Consider the following 17064-nt stretch of genomic DNA (forward strand, 5'->3'; position numbering starts at 1 on the left):
CCATCTAGCAAATGCTCATGCCCAACTGCATCAGCGCCAGACCGCCGCGCTGCCAGCCCCACCACACCAGCGCCAACAGCGCCGCAGCCAGTGCGCTGACGACCAGGCGCGTGCAGATTCGGCTCATGCCGCGCTCGCACTGGCTTGCAGGCGTGCCACCGGACGCTCGTGCACCGGCCAGTTAAGCGCCGCCGCCAACAGGCTCAAGAGAATCGCCACTTGCCAGATCAAGTCATAACTCCCGGTTCGGTCGTACACCACCCCGCCCAGCCAGCCGCCAAGAAACGAGCCGAGTTGATGGAACAGAAAGACGATGCCACCGAGCATGGACAAATTGCGCACGCCGAACAAGGTCGCCACCGTACCGTTGGTCAACGGCACCGTCGACAGCCACAGAAAGCCCATGGCCATGCCGAACAGATAGGCCGATGTGGTCGTCACCGGCTGCCACAGGAACAGCACGATCACCACCGCGCGCAGCAGATACAGCGCAGTCAACAGACGCGGCTTGGACATGCGCCCACCGAGCCAGCCGGCAGTGTAAGTGCCGAAAATATTGAACAGTCCGATCAACGCCAGCACCGTAGTGCCGACGCTCGCGGGCAGATGCTGATCGACCAGATACGCCGGCAGATGCACCCCGATGAATACCACCTGAAAGCCGCAGACGAAAAAGCCGAACGCCAGCAGCCAGAACCCTGAATGTGAGCAGGCTTCGCGCAGCGCTTCGCCAAGGGATTGCTCGTGGCCGAGCACCGGCAATGGCTTGTCCTTGAGCATGCTCACCAGCGGCACGATCATCGCCACCAGCAAGCCCAGCACCAGCAGCGCAGCCGACCAGCCGAGCCAGCCAATCAACCCGAGGGTGCCCGGCAACATTGCAAACTGGCCGAACGAACCGGCGGCGCTGGCAATGCCCATGCCCATGCTGCGTTTGTCGGCCGGTACGGCGCGACCGACCACGCCGAGGATCACCGAGAACGAGGTGCCGGACAAACCGATACCGATCAACAGACCAGCGCTCAGTGACAGGGTCACCGGCGAATCGGACAAGCCCATGCACACCAGACCCAACGCGTAGAGCACACCGCCGACCAGCACCACTTTCGCCGCGCCGAAGCGGTCGGCCAGCGCGCCGGTGAACGGTTGCGCCAGGCCCCAGATCAGGTTCTGCAGGGCGATGGCGAAGGCAAACACCTCGCGCCCCCAGCCGAATTGCGCGCTCATCGGCGACAGGAACAGGCCAAACCCGTGGCGCACGCCCAATGACAACGCCAGGATCAGCGCACTTCCCAGCAATACCCAACCGCACGTACGCCACATTGTTGTCATTGTTATTCTCCAGTCGCGGGTATATACCCGCTTGAGCTCGAAGAAACGGCCGTCAGGCCAGCTCGTCGAGCAATTTGAGCAAGGTTTCGCGCTTCTCGGCACCGAGACGGTCGATCAGCCGCTGTTGCGCCGCTTCCCACGCTGGCAAGGCCGCTGCCAGGCGTTGCACACCGGTTTCGGTGAGGCGCACGATGCGGTTGCGCATGTCCTCGCCCTCCGCCAGCGTCACCAGACCCTCGCCCTCAAGCACACGCAAATTGCGCCCGAGGGTGCTGCGATCCAGGCCCATGGCTTCGGCCAGTTCGGAGATGCTCGGTTGCTCCAGCCGCTGCAGATTGCACAGCAGAGAATACTGGGCAACGTTGATCCCGAAGCCGTCGAGAGCGCCGTCGTAATGCCTGCTGACGCCACGCGCGGCGCGACGCAGGTTGGTGCACAAACACTGAGAAGGAAGCATGATGCGTGTATATACCCGCGAGTGTGTTAAATCAAGTTACAGATGAGTTGATTCTGAACATCTTTGTTGCCGGTGAGGCCGCCTTCGCGAGCAGGCTCGCTCCTACAGGGGATAGCATTCCGAAAGTGGGAGCTAGCCTGCTCGCGAAGGGGCCGGCATCATCAACGCAAATCCTTCAGACCAACGCGAGGCCAACCAACACCGCCATCTCCAGCAATTCCAGCATCGCCCCCGCCGTATCCCCGGTGGTCCCGCCCAACCGCCGCATCATCACCCGCCGCAGCCAGACAAACACCCCCAGCGAAATCAGCACCGCACCAAACCCGGCGATCAACACGCAGCCCAGCGCACTCAGCCCCAGCACCCACCCACCCGCTTTACGTGGCAGATGATCGGCCAGCGCCTGGCCCAACCCACCCTTACGCACATACGGCGTGGTCAGAAACAACCCCAGCAACGCTGCCCGCCCGAGCACCGGAACGATGATCAGCGCCATACCCTGCCCTTGTTCGATCAACGCCAACAGCGCGGCGAATTTCAGCAGCAGCACCAACACCAGCGTGACCACCGCGATCGGCCCGCTGCGTGGATCTTTCATGATCGTCAGCGTACGCTCGCGATCACCGAAGCCGCCGAGCCAGGCATCAGCGCTGTCGGCCAGGCCATCGAGATGCAGCGCGCCGCTGAGCAGCACCCACACGGTCAACAACAGCGCCGCATGCAGCAACACTGGTGTGCCGCCAAGCAGTAGATTCGAAGCGTAGAGGATCAACCCGAACAGCAATCCCACCAGCGGATAAAACAGTAGCGAACGGCCGAGCTGTTGCGGCTCGGGCATGCCCTGCAAACGAATCGGAAGGCTGCTGAGAAACTGCAAGGCAATCCACAGCGGCAACATCTCAGTGACCTTCCTTGAGCGCGCCGTCAGCCCCGACCGTCAGCGCAAACAGCGCGCCGTGACCGACTTCGACGTTGAGCAATTGTTCACGGGGCAAACCTCGCGCTTGGGCCAGTAACAAGCGCATCACGCCGCCGTGGCTGACCAGCAGAATCCGTTCACCGGCGTAGGCGGCATGCAGGCGCGCGACTGCCGCCAGCACCCGCGCAGAAAATTCGCTGACCGGCTCACCCTGCGGTGGCGTAAATGCATACGGATCCGCCCAGAACAGCCCCAACGCCTCGGCATCCGTCTCCATCAACGCCGCCGCGCTTTGCCCTTCCCACGCGCCGAAATGCAGTTCCTGCAGATCCTTGTCGAGATGCACCGACAGCTTCAGTTGCTCGCCGAGTTCGGCGGCAAACCGCGCGCAGCGCTGCAATGGCGAGCTGACAATGCGATCCCAAGGCCCGCCTTCGACCACCGCCGCACGCATCTGCACCCAGCCGTTTTCGGTCAGTGCGTCGTCGAGGCTGCCGCGCAAGCCACCACCCAGTTCCGTTTCGCCGTGGCGCAGCAGGTCGAGGCGCAGGCTCATGCCGGGCGATCCGCCACGGCCGCTTCGGCGAACGTCGCCATTTGCCCGTGCAGGTCACAGGCCAGGCGCAACAATGGCACCGCCAACGCCGCGCCGCTGCCCTCGCCCAGGCGCAGGCCGAGTTCCAGCAACGGCTCGGCGCTCAGGGTTTCCAGCACATGGCGATGGCCCGGCTCGGCGCCGCGATGGCCGAACAACAGCCACTCGCGACACGCCGGATTCAAGCGCACCGCGACCAGCGCCGCGACCGTGCAGATAAAACCGTCGACCAGCACCGCGATGCCTTCCTGCGCGCAGGCCAGATAAGCGCCGACCAACGCGGCAATCTCGAAACCGCCGAGATTGAACAGCGTCTGCAAGGCATCGCCGCGCTGCGCGGCATGCAGCGCCAGCGCACGTTCGATAACTTGCGCCTTGTGGCTGACGCCAGCGGCATTCAGCCCGGTGCCGGGACCGGTCAGGTGCGCCACCGGGCAGTCGAGCAAGGCGCAGGCCAGCGCACTCGCCGCCGTGGTGTTGCCGATGCCCATTTCACCGCCGATAAACAACCGCGCCCCGGCGGCTTTCGCGCGCAACACGCTGTCGCGACCGGCCCGCAAGGCCAGTTCGCCCTGAGCCTGAGTCATTGCCGCGCCCGCCACGAAATTCGCCGTGCCCGGGCCAATGTTCACATGGCGCACGCCGGGCAGATTCAGCGTCGGATTCACTGTCCCCAGATCGATCACTTCCAGTTGCGCGCCGAGCTGACGCGCCAGCACGCTGATCGCCGCGCCGCCGCTGACGAAATTCAGCAGCATCTGCCCGGTGACTTCCTGCGGATAAGCCGAAACGCCCTCCGCCACCACACCATGATCGCCAGCGAAAATCGCGATCCAGATCTGATCGAGCGTCGGCTTGAGCTGACCTTGCAGACCGGCCAGTTGCACCGCCACCGATTCAAGACGCCCGAGCGAACCGGCCGGTTTGGTCAATTGCTGCTGGCGCTCGGTCGCTTGCGCAACGATGTCGGCATTCACGGCTTGGCACGGGTTCAGCCACCAGGTCGGGCTCATAATGCAGGTCCTTTCAAAGTCAGGGGCAGGCCGGCGACGGTCAGCACCACTCGCTGACAACGCTCGGCCAGAGCTTGATGCAGCCAACCGGCTTCATCGACGTAGCGGCGAGTCAATTCGCCCAGCGGCACGACACCCATTCCGGTCTCGTTGCTGACAAAAATGATTTCACCCGGCAGCGCGGCCAGGCAGTCCAGCAGGGCTTCACGCTCGGCGGCGAGACGCTCGGCGTCGTCGAGCATCAGCAGATTGGTCAGCCACAGGGTCAGGCAATCAACCAGCAGGCAGCGCTCGGCGTCGGCAGATTCGCGCAGCACGCGGGCCAGTTCCAGCGGTTCCTCGATCAACGCCCATTCGGCGGGTCGGCGCGCGCGGTGATGGGCGACGCGCTGGTTCATCTCGCCGTCGAGCGGCTGGCTGGTGGCGATGTAGGTCACGGCGAGATGGCTGTCGCTGGCGAGTTTTTCCGCCAGACGACTTTTGCCGGAGCGGGCGCCGCCGAGGATCAGTTGGAGCATGAGAACATCCTGAAAATTATGTATTGAGGCGACCGGCGCTATCGCGAGCAGGCTCACTCCTACAGGGGACCGCATTTCAAATGCAGGAGTGAGCCTGCTCGCGAAGAGGCCAGTCCAGACAACTCAAATCCCACAGAGCTGACGCAACAAATCGGTATCCAGATGATTCTCCACCAGATCCGCCAGGCGCTCGATATCGCGCTCGCGCAAGCCGTGGTAATCGACCTCTTGCACATCACTCAACCCGGCCCAGCGCAACAACGCCGCGCTTGCCTCGGGGGATTCGAACAAGCCATGCAGATAGGTGCCGAACACCTGGCCATCGGCACTTTGCGCACCATCGCAACGACCGTCGTCCAAATGTACCGCCGGGTTCTCCAGCGCCGGCCCGGTGGTCACGCCAGCATGAATTTCATAACCGCTGACTTCAGCGTTTTCCAGCGCCAGCCGGCCATGCACATTGCGCAGTTGTTTCTCGGCTTCAAGCTGCGTTTCAAACGCCAGCAGACCCAGACCCGCGCTGGAGCCGGCAATACCTTCAAGGCCGAGCGGGTCGTGCACCTGCTCACCGAGCATCTGCAGACCGCCGCAAATCCCCAGCACCTTGCCGCCGTAGCGCAGATGCCGATTGATCGCTGCGTCCCAGCCGTTGGCGCGCAGATAAGCCAGATCACTGCGCACGCTTTTCGAGCCCGGCAGGATGATCAGGTCGGCGGCCGGAATCGCCTGCCCCGGGCCGACGAATTGCAGATCCACCTGCGGGTGCAGCCGCAGCGGGTCGAAGTCGGTGTGATTGCTGATGCGCGGCAGCACCGGCACCACTACCTTCAAGACCTGCTCGGCCTTGTCGGTCTGGCGCTGGTCGATGCCGTCTTCAGCCTCAAGGTGCAGATCCATCACGTAGGGCAACACGCCGACCACCGGTTTGCCGGTGCGCTGTTCGAGCCAGTCGAGGCCCGGTTGCAGCAAGGCGATGTCGCCGCGAAAGCGGTTGATGATGAAGCCTTTGACCCGCGCCTGTTCGCTTGGCGACAGCAACTCCAGCGTGCCGACCAGATGCGCAAACACGCCACCGCGATTGATGTCGGCGATCAGCAAAACCGGGCAATCCACCGCTTCGGCAAAGCCCATGTTGGCAATGTCGCCGGCGCGCAGATTGATCTCAGCCGGCGAACCGGCGCCTTCGACCATCACCAGCGGATACGCCGCGCTGAGCCGCGCATGGGAAGCGAGCACCGCTTGCATCGCGATGGCTTTGTAATCGTGATAGGCAACGGCGTTCATCGTCGTCACGGCGCGGCCATGAATGATCACTTGTGCGCCGGTGTCGCTGTTGGGCTTGAGCAGTACCGGATTCATGTCGGTGTGCGGTTCGAGACCGGCGGCTTGCGCCTGCACCGCCTGCGCCCGGCCGATCTCGCCGCCGTCAGCGGTCACCGCGCTGTTGAGCGCCATGTTCTGCGGCTTGAACGGCACCACCGCAATGCCCTGGCGGGTGGCCCAGCGGCACAACGCCGTCACCAAGGTACTTTTGCCGGCATCGGACGTGGTGCCTTGCACCATCAGAGTGGTCATGGTTTTTCCTTGGCGAAAGCTTGCAAAGCCTGTTCGAGGCGCAGTTCTTGCGCGGCATCGGCAGGCAGGCCGAAGCGCACACTGCTGTTGTGCGTGAAGAGGCGCAGGAGGATGCCGCGCCGGGCGAGGAATTCGTGCAGCGCTTCCGCCTGCTCGGTGATCAGCCACTGAAACAGCGCGCAGCCACCCTGCGGCGCGAAGCCACAACGGGTCAGCAACGCCGCCAAACGCTCGCTCGCTTGGTCACTGCGAATCCGCTGACGGGTGTGGCCCTCGGTGTCTTGCAGGCACGCCGTGCCGAGCACTCGCGTCGGCCCGCTCACCGCCCACGGCCCGACCTGTTCGGCGAGCAGTTTGAGCAACTTGCGCTCGGCCAGAACGAAACCGAGGCGCACCCCGGCCAGACCGAAAAACTTGCCGAACGAACGCAACACCACCAGCCCGACCTGATGCGCATAGGGCGCCAGGCTCAGTTGCGGGGTGTTGTCCATGAATGCTTCATCGACTACCAGCCAGCCGCCGCGTTGCGCCAGCCGCGCATGCCAGTCGAGCAGGCGCGCCGGGGTCAGGCTCAGGCCGGTCGGATTGTTCGGGTTGACCACCACCAGCACATCCAGGCTGTCGAGAAAGAACTCGACCTCCTGCTCAAGCACTTCACGGACGATGTAACCGCTGCGCCGCCACGCCTCGGCATGCTCGGCATAGCACGGCGACAACACGCCGACCTTGCCGGCCCGGCGCAGACGCGGCAGCAACTGGATGGCCATTTGCGAGCCGGCCACCGGCAACACCTGGGCGGCGCCGTAGTAGTCGCAGGCCGCCTGTTCCAGGCCGTCGTCGGTTTCCGGCAGGCGGGCCCAGGCGCGCAGCGGGATCTCCGGGATCGCAAATGGCCACGGCGCGAGGCCGCTGGACAAGTCGAGCCAGTCAGCCTCGGCAATTCCGTAATCGAGTGCAGCCTTGCGCAGCCGTCCACCGTGCTCAAGCATAAAATTCCGCCCCCAGGCAAAGCATCAGCAGCCATAACCATACGCCGCGCTGGACCAATTGCCAGCCACGGTCGATGGAGTCGGCGTCCGCCGGGGCGCCCTCGCCCAGTTGCGGGCGCTCGTGCAGTTCGCCGTGATAAATCGCCGGGCCACCCAGTTCGACGCCCAGCGCACCGGCACCTGCCGCCATCACCGGGCCGGCGTTGGGGCTGTCCCACTGCGGCGCCTGGGTGCGCCAGCACTTGAGCGCGAGTCGGGTTTTGCCGAGCAGCGCGTAGGTCAACGCCACCAGACGCGCAGGAATGTAGTTCAACACGTCGTCGATCTTCGCCGCCGCCCAGCCGAAACGTTCAAAGCGTTCGTTGCGATAACCCCACATCGCATCGAGGGTATTGCTCAAGCGATACAGGACCACGCCCGGTGCGCCGGCGACGACAAACCAGAACAGCGCAGCGAACACCGCATCGCTGCCGTTTTCCAGCACTGACTCCGTGGCGGCGCGGGCTACGGCAGTGCTGTCGAGTTCATCGGTCTGGCGGCTGACCAGATAGCCGACGCGCTTGCGCGCCTCGTCCAGATCATCAGCGCGCAACGCCGCCGCGACCGGCGCGACATGCTCGCCGAGACTGCGCATGCCCAGGGCGCAATACAGCGCGAGAATCTCGACAATCCAGCCCACATAGGGCGCCCAGGAAAATGCGGTGGCGAGCAGAGTCAGCGGCAGTACCGCGAGGACCCACGCGGTCACGCCGTGGCTGCGCCAGCCACGACCGCCGGCGTTGAAGCGTTGCTCTATGCGCCCGGCGAAATTGCCGAACGCCACCAGCGGATGCCAGCGTTTCGGTTCACCGAGCAGCGCATCCAGCGCTACCGCAGCGACACTCAGCAACGCCACACTCATTGACTCACTCCCCAATAATTTTCATACAGCAACTCGTTCAGCGGCCGCGCTTGCGCCCAGCCTTCGAGCACCAGCATCGGCGCTGGATAGAATTCCTTTACCGGCCCCAGACACAACACCGCCAGCGGCTTGGCACCGGCCGGCAACTTGAGTAAACCCGCCAGGGCCTGCGGCTCGAACAGCGAGACCCAGCCCATGCCCAGGCCTTCGGCACGGGACGCCAGCCACAGATTCTGGATCGCGCAGGACAACGAGGCCATGTCCATTTCCGGCAACGTGCGCCGACCGAAGATGTGTTTTTCGCGATCGTCCATCAGTGCCGCGACCAGCACTTCGGCGCAATCGTTGATGCCTTCGACCTTGAGCTGCATGAACTCATCGCTGCGCTCGCCGAGGGCTTCGGCGGTGCGGATGCGTTCTGCTTCCACCAGATCGCGGATCTGCCCGCGCAGAGCGCGATCGCTGATACGGATGAAGCGCCAGGGCTGCATCAGGCCGACGCTTGGGGCTTGGTGGGCGGCTTCCAACAAACGTCGCAGCAGTTGCGGCTCGACGGTGCCGCCGGTGAAGTGGCGCATGTCGCGGCGTTCGGCGATGGCCTTGTAGACCGCAGCGCGTTCGGCTTCGGAGAATGTGTTGTCGGTCATGGCCCTTTCGCGAGCAAGCTCGCTCCCACAGGGTTCAGGTGATCCATTGTAGGAGTGAGCCTGCTCGCGATAGCGGTTTCAAAGTTCGGCGCAAACAGCGCAGCGACAGCCACCGGATTCGACGGAAAATAAAAGTGCACATAAGAAGCCGTCATCCGCCCCTCACGATAAACCGCCTCGGCCCCGCGCCCGCCATTCGGGCTAAGTCCACGGGCAATCGGCGTCAGCTCGGTGGTGGTCAGCGAATGATGATAGGTATGCCCACGCAAAGAACCTTCCGGCAATTCAACCGCCTGCAACGCCAGCGCCGCGAGACGCTTCTGCATCACCGCATCGCCCTTGAGCAAACCGACCAGTTCAGCGCGGGTGCCTTCCACGTCAGTCAGCGAATCAAGCAGATAAAGCATCCCGCCGCATTCGGCGAGCAACGGTTTGCCCGCCGCATGGTGCGCGCGGATGGCTGCAAGCATTGAGGTGTTTTGCGCCAGCGCGACGTGGTGCAACTCCGGATAACCGCCCGGCAGATACAGGCTGTCGGCGGCGGGCAATTGTGTGTCGCGGATCGGCGAGAAGAACTGCAGCTCGGCACCCATCGCCCGCAGCAGATCGAGGCTGGCACCGTAGGTGAAGGCAAAAGCTTCGTCGCGGGCGACGGCGATGCGCACACCCTTTAATAGAGGCTCGGCAGCGATAACGTCAGGCGCGGCGAATTCCACGGCCGGTGGAAGCGCGACTTCGCAGCTGCTGGCCAGTGCATCGGCGGCCGCATCGAGGCGCAGATCCAGATCATTCAATTCGCTGGCCTGGACCAGGCCGAGGTGACGACTTGGCAATTCGATACCGGTCTCGCGGGACAACGCGCCGTACCAGCGCAGACCTTCGGTGAGGCTGCCTTCGAGCAATTGCGCGTGGCGCAAGGTGCCAACGCGGTTGGCCAGCACACCGGCAAAGGGCAAGTCCGGCTGATACTTCGCCAGGCCCAGCGCCAAAGCGCCGAAGGTCTGCGCCATGGCAGTGCCGTCGATCACGCCAAGCACCGGCACGCCGAAGTGCCGCGCCAGATCAGCACTGGACGGCGTGCCGTCGAACAGGCCCATCACGCCCTCGATCAGAATCAGATCAGCCTCGGCGGCGGCTTCCCACAACAGCCGGCGACTTTCCTGCTCGCCGACCATCCACATGTCCAATTGATACACCGGCGCACCGCTGGCGCGCTCGAGAATCATCGGGTCGAGAAAGTCCGGGCCGCATTTGAACACGCGCACCTTGCGCCCCTGGTTGCGATGCAAACGGGCGAGCGCGGCGGTGACGGTGGTCTTGCCCTGACCGGAGGCCGGCGCGGCAATGAGTACCGCCGGGCAGTGACGTGGTTGCTTCAAAGTTCGACGCCTTTCTGCGCTTTGATCCCGGCCTGGAAAGCGTGCTTGAGCATGCCCATTTCGGTGACCGTGTCGCCCATCTCGATCATTTCCGGCTTGGCGCCGCGACCGGTGACGACCACGTGTTGCATCGGCGGGCGCGCCTGCAAATCGCTGAGCACCTGATCGAGGTCGAGGTAGCCGTGCTTGAGGGCGATGTTCAACTCGTCGAGCACCACCAGACCGATCGACGGATCACGCAACAATTCGCGGGAGACGTCCCAGGCTGCGGTTGCAGCGGCGATATCGCGCTGGCGATCCTGGGTTTCCCAAGTGAAGCCTTCACCCATGACGTGAAAACGCACCTGCTCGGGGAAGCGGCGGAAGAACAATTCCTCGCCGGTGCTGTTGCGGCCCTTGATGAACTGCACCACGCCGCACTGCATGCCGTGGCCCATGGCACGGGCGAGCATGCCGAACGCCGAACTGCTCTTGCCTTTGCCATTGCCGGTCAGCACCAGAACCAGGCCGCACTCGTCGGGCGATTTGGCGATGCGTTCGTCGATCACGGCTTTCTTGCGCTGCATGCGCGCCAGATGGCGCTCGTCGCGCTCGGGGGAATCAGTCATGGGGAGCTCTCCGTTGAGGCTGGATAACGGCGGGCAGGCACAAGAATAGACGGCAAAAAGCCTGGCATCGCCCACCGTGATGCCGCTGAGATGGATCAGGCCGGTCTCCGGGCTCATGAGTGGCATTTGCCGGACTGCGCGCCTTCCCGCTTCTGTCGAGGCAGTGGCTCAAGGCGCAGTTTTCACTCATTTACCGTTGCGGGGGCAGCGCCGGGATCGTCGTGGCTTCGCTTGAAGACCACCCTCACCGGCTTCCCTGTTTCACTCTGTCGACACTGGGCCACAGAGCACCTGAAACAAGCGGCGAAGGTTAGAGGGTTGGGGGTGGAGCGTCAATTGAAGAGGCGCTTTGCGCGCGAATAACTGCCGCTGATCCATTGTGCAGCGGCAATCTTGTGCCAGACTGTGACAAATGATATCAAAGAGCCATGCTTTTCTCGACAATCTCACCACAACAATAAGGATGACGACGATGCAAGGCATGATCATCAGCAACCCGCGCCTGGAATTTCTGCGCCCGGTGCTGGAACGCTGGTTTGACTGTATCGATCGCTACAACAGCGTGCGCGGCGACAATGACGCGCCGTACTGGCACGACGAAAAAGCCAACCTCGGCTTGCTTTCAGCGGCGGCGTGGATGGCTGAAATGGTCACGCTAAACGACACGGCCACGCGCAAACAGAACGAAGAAGGCGAGCGCAATGCCCGCGCCGATCTGCTGATTGCCGGCAGCGAAGACCGCGCGTACATTCAGGCCACGCAACGCTGGCCACGGGTCAACAACCTCAACCTGACCCAGGCGCTGCTCGACATCACCGTGGATGCCAGGCGCATCAGCTACGCCAGCGACCTGAAGCTCGGCTGCCTCTTCGTCGCCCCGCAAAAAGCCCAGCACAGCGCCAGCCCCGAAGAGCTGCAGGACATGGTCGACGACTTGCAAAAAGAGCACACCTGCGCCGTTGCCTGGTATTTCCCTTACGCCTATCGCAAATTGCACAGCGAAGCGGGCAACTATCATCCAGGCATCGCCGTGCTGTTCAAGGAAGCCCGCGGCTGAGCAGTTGAACCATCGGGCCTGCACCCTCCTCTATGATTAGGAATGCATTCATAGGGAAGATCAGCAATGCGCAAGGCCCAACTCGCTCTTATCATCGCCGTCGCCGGCGGGCTCGCCGCCTGCGGTGAAACCTCCAGCCTGCAAGTCTCCGATGGCACCGGCCCGTCACCGAAACTGCCCGAACCGAACAAGACGCTGATCCCGACAGTGAACATCGCCCCGGCGGTGGGCTGGCCGGAAGGTGCGAAACCGACCGCAGCGGCCGGCACTCAGGTCGCCGCGTTTGCCGAAGGCCTCGATCACCCGCGCTGGCTGTATGTGCTGCCCAACGGCGATGTGCTGGTGGCGGAAACCAACGCGCCACCCAAACCCGATGACAGCAAAGGCATTCGCGGCTGGGTCATGAAGAAAGTCATGGGCAAGGCCGGCGCTGGCGTGCCGAGCCCGAACCGCATCACTCTGCTGCGTGATGCCGACCACGATGGCGTCGCAGAAACCCGCACGGTGTTTCTGCAAAACCTCAACTCACCGTTTGGCATGACGCTGGTCGGCAACGACCTGTATGTGGCCGACACCGATCGCCTGCTGCGCTTCAACTACGAGCCGGGCGCCACCGAGATCAAAACCCAACCGATCAAAGTCGTCGACCTGCCGGGTGGCACGCTCAATCACCACTGGACCAAAAACGTTATTGCGAGCAAGGACGGCAACAAGTTGTACGTCACGGTCGGCTCGAACAGCAACGTCGGCGAAAACGGTCTGGATCAGGAAGAAGGCCGCGCGGCAATCTGGGAAATCGATCGCGCAACCGGCAATCACCGGATCTTCGCCTCGGGCATCCGCAACCCCAACGGCCTCGCTTGGGAACCCACCAGCGGCGCGCTGTGGACGGCGGTCAACGAGCGTGACGAAATCGGCAGCGACCTGGTGCCGGACTACATCACCTCGGTCAAGGACGGCGGTTTCTATGGCTGGCCGTTCAGCTATTACGGCCAGCACGTCGATGTGCGGGTCAAACCGCAGAACCTCGATCTGGTGGCCAAGGCCATCGCCCCGGATTACGCCGTCGGCCCGCACACCGCTTCGCTGGGCCTGACCTTCGCCGAAGGCAACAGCCTGCCGGCGCAATTCAAGGAAGGCGCGTTCATTGGCCAGCATGGCTCGTGGAACCGCAAACCGCACAGCGGCTACAAAGTGATTTTCGTGCCGTTCACTGGCGGCAAGCCGACCGGTCAACCGGTGGATGTGCTGACCGGTTTCCTCGACAAGGACGAGAACGCGCTCGGCCGCCCGGTGGGCGTGGTGATCGATCAGCAAGGTGGTTTGCTGGTGGCGGATGATGTGGGCAACAAGGTGTGGCGCGTTTCGGCCAGTAAATAAGCTGACGCCTGACACGAAACAACTGTAGGAGTGAGCCTGCTCGCGATAGCGGTGTATCAGTCGACATTTACGTCACAGATACACTGCTATCGCGAGCAGGCTCACTCCTACATTGGATCTTTGTCAGATTTGATTATGGGTTATGCGCCAACTGCCCCGGCTGCAACACCCGCTTGGCGCTCAGATACGCTTTCTGCCAGTAGGCCTTCGACAGGCTGTCGAGCTTGACCGTGCCGCCCGTGGCAGGTGCATGCACGAAGCGCCCCTCGCCCACGTAAATCCCCGCATGACTGACCTGCGAACCGCCATTGGTGGCGAAGAAGATCAGGTCGCCGGTCTGCAAGCCTTCCTTGCCGACATTCGGCGCCTGCATGACGATCATTTCGCGGGTCGAGCGTGGCAGGGAAATCCCCGCCGCGTCGCGGTAGACGAAACCGATCAGGCCACTGCAATCAAAACCCGAATCCGGCGTATTGCCGCCCCAACGATACGGCGTACCGACCAGGCCGAGGGCACGGAACAGCACGTCTTCCGCGGCGGGAGAAAAGGCTTGTGAGGGAGCGAACACGATCGGCGCACGAACCACGGGGGCTGGCGGCGGTGTGCGGCTGGCGCAGGCGCTGAGCAGCGCGGCGCAAATAATCAAGGTGAGGCGGGCCGACATCGTCATAAGCAGAACATCCTGATCTCGCTGCGGCTTTCTCTGCCGAATGGACAGAAACAAAACCGCCTGCGTCATCACGCAGGCGGTTTGCCATCAATATAGATTCAGGATTCTAGCGGCTACGCGGCAAACTTCAAGTAAGACTTTAACTTCACCTTGTAAAGTTTAGGTCTACTCCGTTGCCGGACCGTATTGTCGCCGCGAACGCAGCGACATCGGGCTTACTTGCGAGCAGTGACCACGGTCGGCGCCATGGCGAGTGCACGCTTGGCTTCGATGAAGGTCTTGCTCCAGTAGCTGTCACCCAGGCTGTCGATGCGAACACCGCCGCTGCGACGACTGCTGGAGTGGATGAACTGGTTGTCGCCCAGGTAGATACCGGCGTGACTGACACGACCGCGACGACCATTGGTGGCGAAGAACAGCAGATCACCCGGCTCAAGGTTGCTGCGCGAAACCAGTGGCGCATCAACGTTGATCATTTCGCGAGTGGAGCGCGGCAGGTTCATGCCCGCTTCTTCACGGAACAGGTAACCGATGAAACCGCTGCAATCGAAACCGGCTTCAGAAGTACCGCCGAAGCGGTAACGAGTACCGATCAGGGACATACCGCGTTCGAGGATGCTGTCAGCCAGTACAGGAAGCTGATAAGGCTTACTGCCGTTGAACTGGTTGAGTTCTTTTTCGGTGTCCAGCTCTTCCTGGTAAATAACGGAAGACTGGGCAGTGGCAGAATTCTTGACCTGTTGCGGCGGCTCTTGAACCGGAGAATGAGCAGCACAACCGAATAACAGGGTAACGAGTGCGAGAGGCACGAGGGGTGCGAAGCGCTTTAGCATGGGCACGACCGTGGCTGATAGTTGTAAAGAAGCCGAGACTATGCCCGCTATCGTCCTCATTTGCAAATTCAATCGAACTTTATGTGACTTCCCGGTTTCGCGTTTACATCTAAGCGCTTAACTTGCCTGGCCGGCCAATCGCCGCTCGCAGGGCCTGAAAGCTGGCAAAAGCCCACCATCACCAGCCCAGAGTTTCCTTTAGGAAGGGAATGGTCAGCTTGCGTTGCGCCTGCAAAGAGGCCTGATCGAGCTGCTCGAGCAGATCGAACAACGCGCTCATGCTGCGCGTGCCGCGAGTCAGAATGAAATGCCCGACTTCATCGGTCAGGTGCAGACCGCGACGCGAGGCGCGCAATTGCAGCGCACGCAATTTGTCTTCATCGGAAAGCGGGCGCATCTGAAAAATCAGCGCCAGGGTCAGGCGTGATTTCAGGTCAGCCAGCTTCACTGGCAATTCGCGTGGTGAAGTGGATGCAGCGATCAGCAGGCGCCGGCCGCTGTCCCGCAGACGGTTGAACAGATGAAACATCGCCTCTTCCCAGTCCGCCTTACCGGCGATCACCTGCAAATCATCCAGGCAGACCAGTTCGTACTGTTCAAGGTTGTCGAGGATTTCTACGCCGCGGTCCATCAACTCGGCCAGCGGCAGATACACCGCCGGTTCGCCCATCTGCTCGAAGCGCAGGCACGCTGCCTGCAACAGATGCGTACGCCCGACACCGTGCTTGCCCCACAGGTAGATCAGGCTCTCCGTCCACCCGGCGTCGGCTTCGCAGAGACGCTCGACATAGCCGAGTGCAGCGGCATTGGCGCCTGGGTAGTAGTTGATGAAGGTGGCGTCGTCACGCAGACGCACACCTAGGGGCAGCTGAATCGGTTTCATGCTGACTGAACAGTTCTCAAAGGAACCGTTAGTGGCCTCTGTGTAAAGTTTGCGAAGTTTATACCCGTGAGGCTGAGCGCACAATGCGACAGACTCCAAGCAAAATCAAAGGTTTGCGTTGACGCACCGGTTTTGTGACGGATTCTCTGGCGCCCTCGCCCGTACGACACCGGGCAGCCCGGCCAAAGGCCCGGCCGCCCGCGACATCACAGCTCGGGTTCGTCGACGCCGCTGTAGATCTCGGAATCCTTGTACAGAACGTGGACATGCCGCACCAGCACCATGATCACCGCCGCCACCGGCAGCGCCAGCAGCACGCCGGTGAACCCGAACAGCTCGCCACCCGCGAGGATGGCAAAGATTACCGCCACCGGGTGCAGGCCGATTCGGTCCCCGACCAGCAGCGGCGTCAGCACCATGCCTTCCAGCGCCTGACCAACCATGAACACCGCGACAATCCCGACCATCGGATAGAGATCGCCACCGAACTGGAACAACCCGGCGATCAACGCCGCACCGATGCCGATGACAAAGCCCATGTACGGCACGATCGCCGCGAGACCGGCAATCAGGCCGATCAACAGACCCAGTTCCAGACCAACGATCATCAGGCCGGCGGCATAAATCACCCCCAGCGCAACCATCACCAGCAACTGGCCACGCACGAATGCGCCGAGTACCTCGTGGCACTCACCCGCCAGCGCCACCACGCGTTCTTCGCGATCACGCGGCAGCAGGCTGCGGATCTTGCCCATCATCACGTCCCAGTCGCGCAACAGATAGAAGCTGACTACCGGGATGAGCACCAGATTCGCCAGCCAGCCGATCAGCGCCAGGCTCGAGGCCGTGGCCTGGCTCAGCACCACGCCGACGATGTCGGTGGTCTGGCCCATGTGTTCGCTGATTGCGGCTTTGACCTTGTCGAACTTCCAGAAGCCGTCCGACAGGCCCAGTTTCGCCTGCGCCCATGGCACAGCGGTGTGCTGCAACCAGTCGAGCATCTGCGGCGCCAGCTCGTACAGACGTAGCAATTGCTTGGCGAGCATCGGCACCAGCACCAGCATCAACGCGGTGACGATCAGGGTGAACAAGGCAAACACGGCAATCACGCCCCAGGTTCGCGACAACCCGAGCCGCTCCAGGCGATCCACCAGCGGATCGAACAGATAAGCCAGCAACAACGCGACCAGAAACGGCGTGAGGATCGGGTGCAGCAACCATACAAACGCGCAAAGCAGGATTACCCCACCGAGCCAGAACCAACGCCGCGTATCGGCCATTTACCACTCCTGATGCTTCTATATAAGG

At 62.6% G+C, this 17064-nt stretch carries 19 protein-coding genes and 1 riboswitch; of the genes, 2 read left to right on the forward strand and 17 right to left on the reverse strand.

Annotated elements, in window-relative coordinates:
- Positions 1-4 precede the first annotated feature (4 nt).
- The 13 genes from BLU71_RS27915 to cobO form a co-directional block, all read right to left on the reverse strand.
- Positions 5-127, reverse strand: coding sequence for a hypothetical protein (locus BLU71_RS27915; RefSeq protein ID WP_258640897.1), 123 nt, complete (start codon positions 125-127; stop codon positions 5-7).
- Complete coding sequence (locus BLU71_RS13250) at positions 124-1332, reverse strand: MFS transporter (RefSeq protein ID WP_083353272.1); 1209 nt, start codon at positions 1330-1332, stop codon at positions 124-126. The genes BLU71_RS27915 and BLU71_RS13250 overlap by 4 nt, the downstream gene beginning before the upstream one ends.
- 52 nt (positions 1333-1384) lie before the next feature.
- On the reverse strand, positions 1385-1789 hold the full coding sequence (locus tag BLU71_RS13255) for a MarR family winged helix-turn-helix transcriptional regulator (protein ID WP_064365418.1): 405 nt from the start codon (positions 1787-1789) through the stop codon (positions 1385-1387).
- Between the two features lie 175 nt (positions 1790-1964).
- Positions 1965-2687 carry an adenosylcobinamide-GDP ribazoletransferase gene (locus BLU71_RS13260; RefSeq protein ID WP_083353273.1) on the reverse strand — a complete coding sequence of 241 codons (723 nt, stop codon included), beginning with the start codon at positions 2685-2687 and terminating at the stop codon, positions 1965-1967.
- 1 nt (position 2688) lies between these two features.
- The gene (gene cobC, locus BLU71_RS13265; RefSeq protein WP_083353274.1) at positions 2689-3264 is read right to left on the reverse strand and encodes an alpha-ribazole phosphatase family protein; all 576 of its coding nucleotides are present in this window, start codon (positions 3262-3264) and stop codon (positions 2689-2691) included.
- Positions 3261-4316 (reverse strand): nicotinate-nucleotide--dimethylbenzimidazole phosphoribosyltransferase, encoded by a 1056-nt coding sequence (cobT, locus tag BLU71_RS13270; RefSeq protein ID WP_083353275.1) that lies wholly within the window; start codon positions 4314-4316, stop codon positions 3261-3263. Before cobT ends, cobC begins: the two co-directional genes overlap by 4 nt.
- Complete coding sequence (cobU, locus tag BLU71_RS13275; RefSeq protein WP_083353276.1) at positions 4313-4834, reverse strand: bifunctional adenosylcobinamide kinase/adenosylcobinamide-phosphate guanylyltransferase; 522 nt, start codon at positions 4832-4834, stop codon at positions 4313-4315. Before cobU ends, cobT begins: the two co-directional genes overlap by 4 nt.
- Before the next feature lie 123 nt (positions 4835-4957).
- Positions 4958-6409, reverse strand: a complete 1452-nt coding sequence (locus BLU71_RS13280) for a cobyric acid synthase (RefSeq protein WP_083353277.1) — start codon at positions 6407-6409, stop codon at positions 4958-4960.
- A complete protein-coding gene (gene cobD, locus BLU71_RS13285) occupies positions 6406-7398 on the reverse strand; it encodes a threonine-phosphate decarboxylase CobD (protein WP_042607608.1) in 993 nt (330 codons plus the stop codon). The genes BLU71_RS13280 and cobD overlap by 4 nt, the downstream gene beginning before the upstream one ends.
- Positions 7391-8299 carry an adenosylcobinamide-phosphate synthase CbiB gene (gene cbiB / locus BLU71_RS13290; protein WP_041479543.1) on the reverse strand — a complete coding sequence of 303 codons (909 nt, stop codon included), beginning with the start codon at positions 8297-8299 and terminating at the stop codon, positions 7391-7393. The genes cobD and cbiB overlap by 8 nt, the downstream gene beginning before the upstream one ends.
- Positions 8296-8946 carry a 5,6-dimethylbenzimidazole synthase gene (gene bluB / locus BLU71_RS13295; protein ID WP_083353278.1) on the reverse strand — a complete coding sequence of 217 codons (651 nt, stop codon included), beginning with the start codon at positions 8944-8946 and terminating at the stop codon, positions 8296-8298. Before bluB ends, cbiB begins: the two co-directional genes overlap by 4 nt.
- A complete protein-coding gene (locus BLU71_RS13300; RefSeq protein ID WP_083353279.1) occupies positions 8943-10325 on the reverse strand; it encodes a cobyrinate a,c-diamide synthase in 1383 nt (460 codons plus the stop codon). Before BLU71_RS13300 ends, bluB begins: the two co-directional genes overlap by 4 nt.
- A complete protein-coding gene (gene cobO, locus BLU71_RS13305; RefSeq protein ID WP_083353280.1) occupies positions 10322-10933 on the reverse strand; it encodes a cob(I)yrinic acid a,c-diamide adenosyltransferase in 612 nt (203 codons plus the stop codon). Before cobO ends, BLU71_RS13300 begins: the two co-directional genes overlap by 4 nt.
- Before the next feature lie 80 nt (positions 10934-11013).
- Positions 11014-11243: riboswitch (cobalamin riboswitch) on the reverse strand.
- Positions 11244-11405: 162 nt separating this feature from the next.
- Between cobO and BLU71_RS13310 the strand changes: the two genes are divergently transcribed.
- Positions 11406-11990, forward strand: a complete 585-nt coding sequence (locus tag BLU71_RS13310) for a hypothetical protein (protein WP_064365427.1) — start codon at positions 11406-11408, stop codon at positions 11988-11990.
- Positions 11991-12056: 66 nt separating this feature from the next.
- A complete protein-coding gene (locus BLU71_RS13315) occupies positions 12057-13370 on the forward strand; it encodes a PQQ-dependent sugar dehydrogenase (protein WP_083353281.1) in 1314 nt (437 codons plus the stop codon).
- A gap of 133 nt (positions 13371-13503) precedes the next feature.
- Here the strand turns inward: BLU71_RS13315 and BLU71_RS13320 are convergent, their stop codons facing one another.
- The 4 genes from BLU71_RS13320 to BLU71_RS13335 form a co-directional block, all read right to left on the reverse strand.
- A complete protein-coding gene (locus tag BLU71_RS13320; protein ID WP_042607602.1) occupies positions 13504-14040 on the reverse strand; it encodes a C40 family peptidase in 537 nt (178 codons plus the stop codon).
- 215 nt (positions 14041-14255) lie between these two features.
- Positions 14256-14873, reverse strand: coding sequence for a C40 family peptidase (locus tag BLU71_RS13325; protein WP_016773699.1), 618 nt, complete (start codon positions 14871-14873; stop codon positions 14256-14258).
- Positions 14874-15051: 178 nt separating this feature from the next.
- A complete protein-coding gene (gene hda, locus BLU71_RS13330; protein ID WP_007919828.1) occupies positions 15052-15756 on the reverse strand; it encodes a DnaA regulatory inactivator Hda in 705 nt (234 codons plus the stop codon).
- Positions 15757-15962: 206 nt separating this feature from the next.
- Complete coding sequence (locus BLU71_RS13335; protein ID WP_042607601.1) at positions 15963-17036, reverse strand: AI-2E family transporter; 1074 nt, start codon at positions 17034-17036, stop codon at positions 15963-15965.
- Between the last annotated feature and the right edge of the window lie 28 nt (positions 17037-17064).

The organism is Pseudomonas moraviensis (assembly GCF_900105805.1).
Lineage (GTDB): Bacteria > Pseudomonadota > Gammaproteobacteria > Pseudomonadales > Pseudomonadaceae > Aquipseudomonas > Aquipseudomonas moraviensis_A.

Coding starts and splice junctions, on each gene's coding strand:
- BLU71_RS27915 (WP_258640897.1), bottom strand. CDS start 127: ATGAGCCGAATCTGCACGCGCCTGGTCGTCAGCGCACTGGCTGCGGCG.
- BLU71_RS13250 (WP_083353272.1), bottom strand. CDS start 1,332: ATGACAACAATGTGGCGTACGTGCGGTTGGGTATTGCTGGGAAGTGCG.
- BLU71_RS13255 (WP_064365418.1), bottom strand. CDS start 1,789: ATGCTTCCTTCTCAGTGTTTGTGCACCAACCTGCGTCGCGCCGCGCGT.
- BLU71_RS13260 (WP_083353273.1), bottom strand. CDS start 2,687: ATGTTGCCGCTGTGGATTGCCTTGCAGTTTCTCAGCAGCCTTCCGATT.
- cobC (WP_083353274.1), bottom strand. CDS start 3,264: ATGAGCCTGCGCCTCGACCTGCTGCGCCACGGCGAAACGGAACTGGGT.
- cobT (WP_083353275.1), bottom strand. CDS start 4,316: ATGAGCCCGACCTGGTGGCTGAACCCGTGCCAAGCCGTGAATGCCGAC.
- cobU (WP_083353276.1), bottom strand. CDS start 4,834: ATGCTCCAACTGATCCTCGGCGGCGCCCGCTCCGGCAAAAGTCGTCTG.
- BLU71_RS13280 (WP_083353277.1), bottom strand. CDS start 6,409: ATGACCACTCTGATGGTGCAAGGCACCACGTCCGATGCCGGCAAAAGT.
- cobD (WP_042607608.1), bottom strand. CDS start 7,398: ATGCTTGAGCACGGTGGACGGCTGCGCAAGGCTGCACTCGATTACGGA.
- cbiB (WP_041479543.1), bottom strand. CDS start 8,299: ATGAGTGTGGCGTTGCTGAGTGTCGCTGCGGTAGCGCTGGATGCGCTG.
- bluB (WP_083353278.1), bottom strand. CDS start 8,946: ATGACCGACAACACATTCTCCGAAGCCGAACGCGCTGCGGTCTACAAG.
- cobO (WP_083353280.1), bottom strand. CDS start 10,933: ATGACTGATTCCCCCGAGCGCGACGAGCGCCATCTGGCGCGCATGCAG.
- BLU71_RS13310 (WP_064365427.1), top strand. CDS start 11,406: ATGCAAGGCATGATCATCAGCAACCCGCGCCTGGAATTTCTGCGCCCG.
- BLU71_RS13315 (WP_083353281.1), top strand. CDS start 12,057: ATGCGCAAGGCCCAACTCGCTCTTATCATCGCCGTCGCCGGCGGGCTC.
- BLU71_RS13320 (WP_042607602.1), bottom strand. CDS start 14,040: ATGACGATGTCGGCCCGCCTCACCTTGATTATTTGCGCCGCGCTGCTC.
- BLU71_RS13325 (WP_016773699.1), bottom strand. CDS start 14,873: ATGCTAAAGCGCTTCGCACCCCTCGTGCCTCTCGCACTCGTTACCCTG.
- hda (WP_007919828.1), bottom strand. CDS start 15,756: ATGAAACCGATTCAGCTGCCCCTAGGTGTGCGTCTGCGTGACGACGCC.
- BLU71_RS13335 (WP_042607601.1), bottom strand. CDS start 17,036: ATGGCCGATACGCGGCGTTGGTTCTGGCTCGGTGGGGTAATCCTGCTT.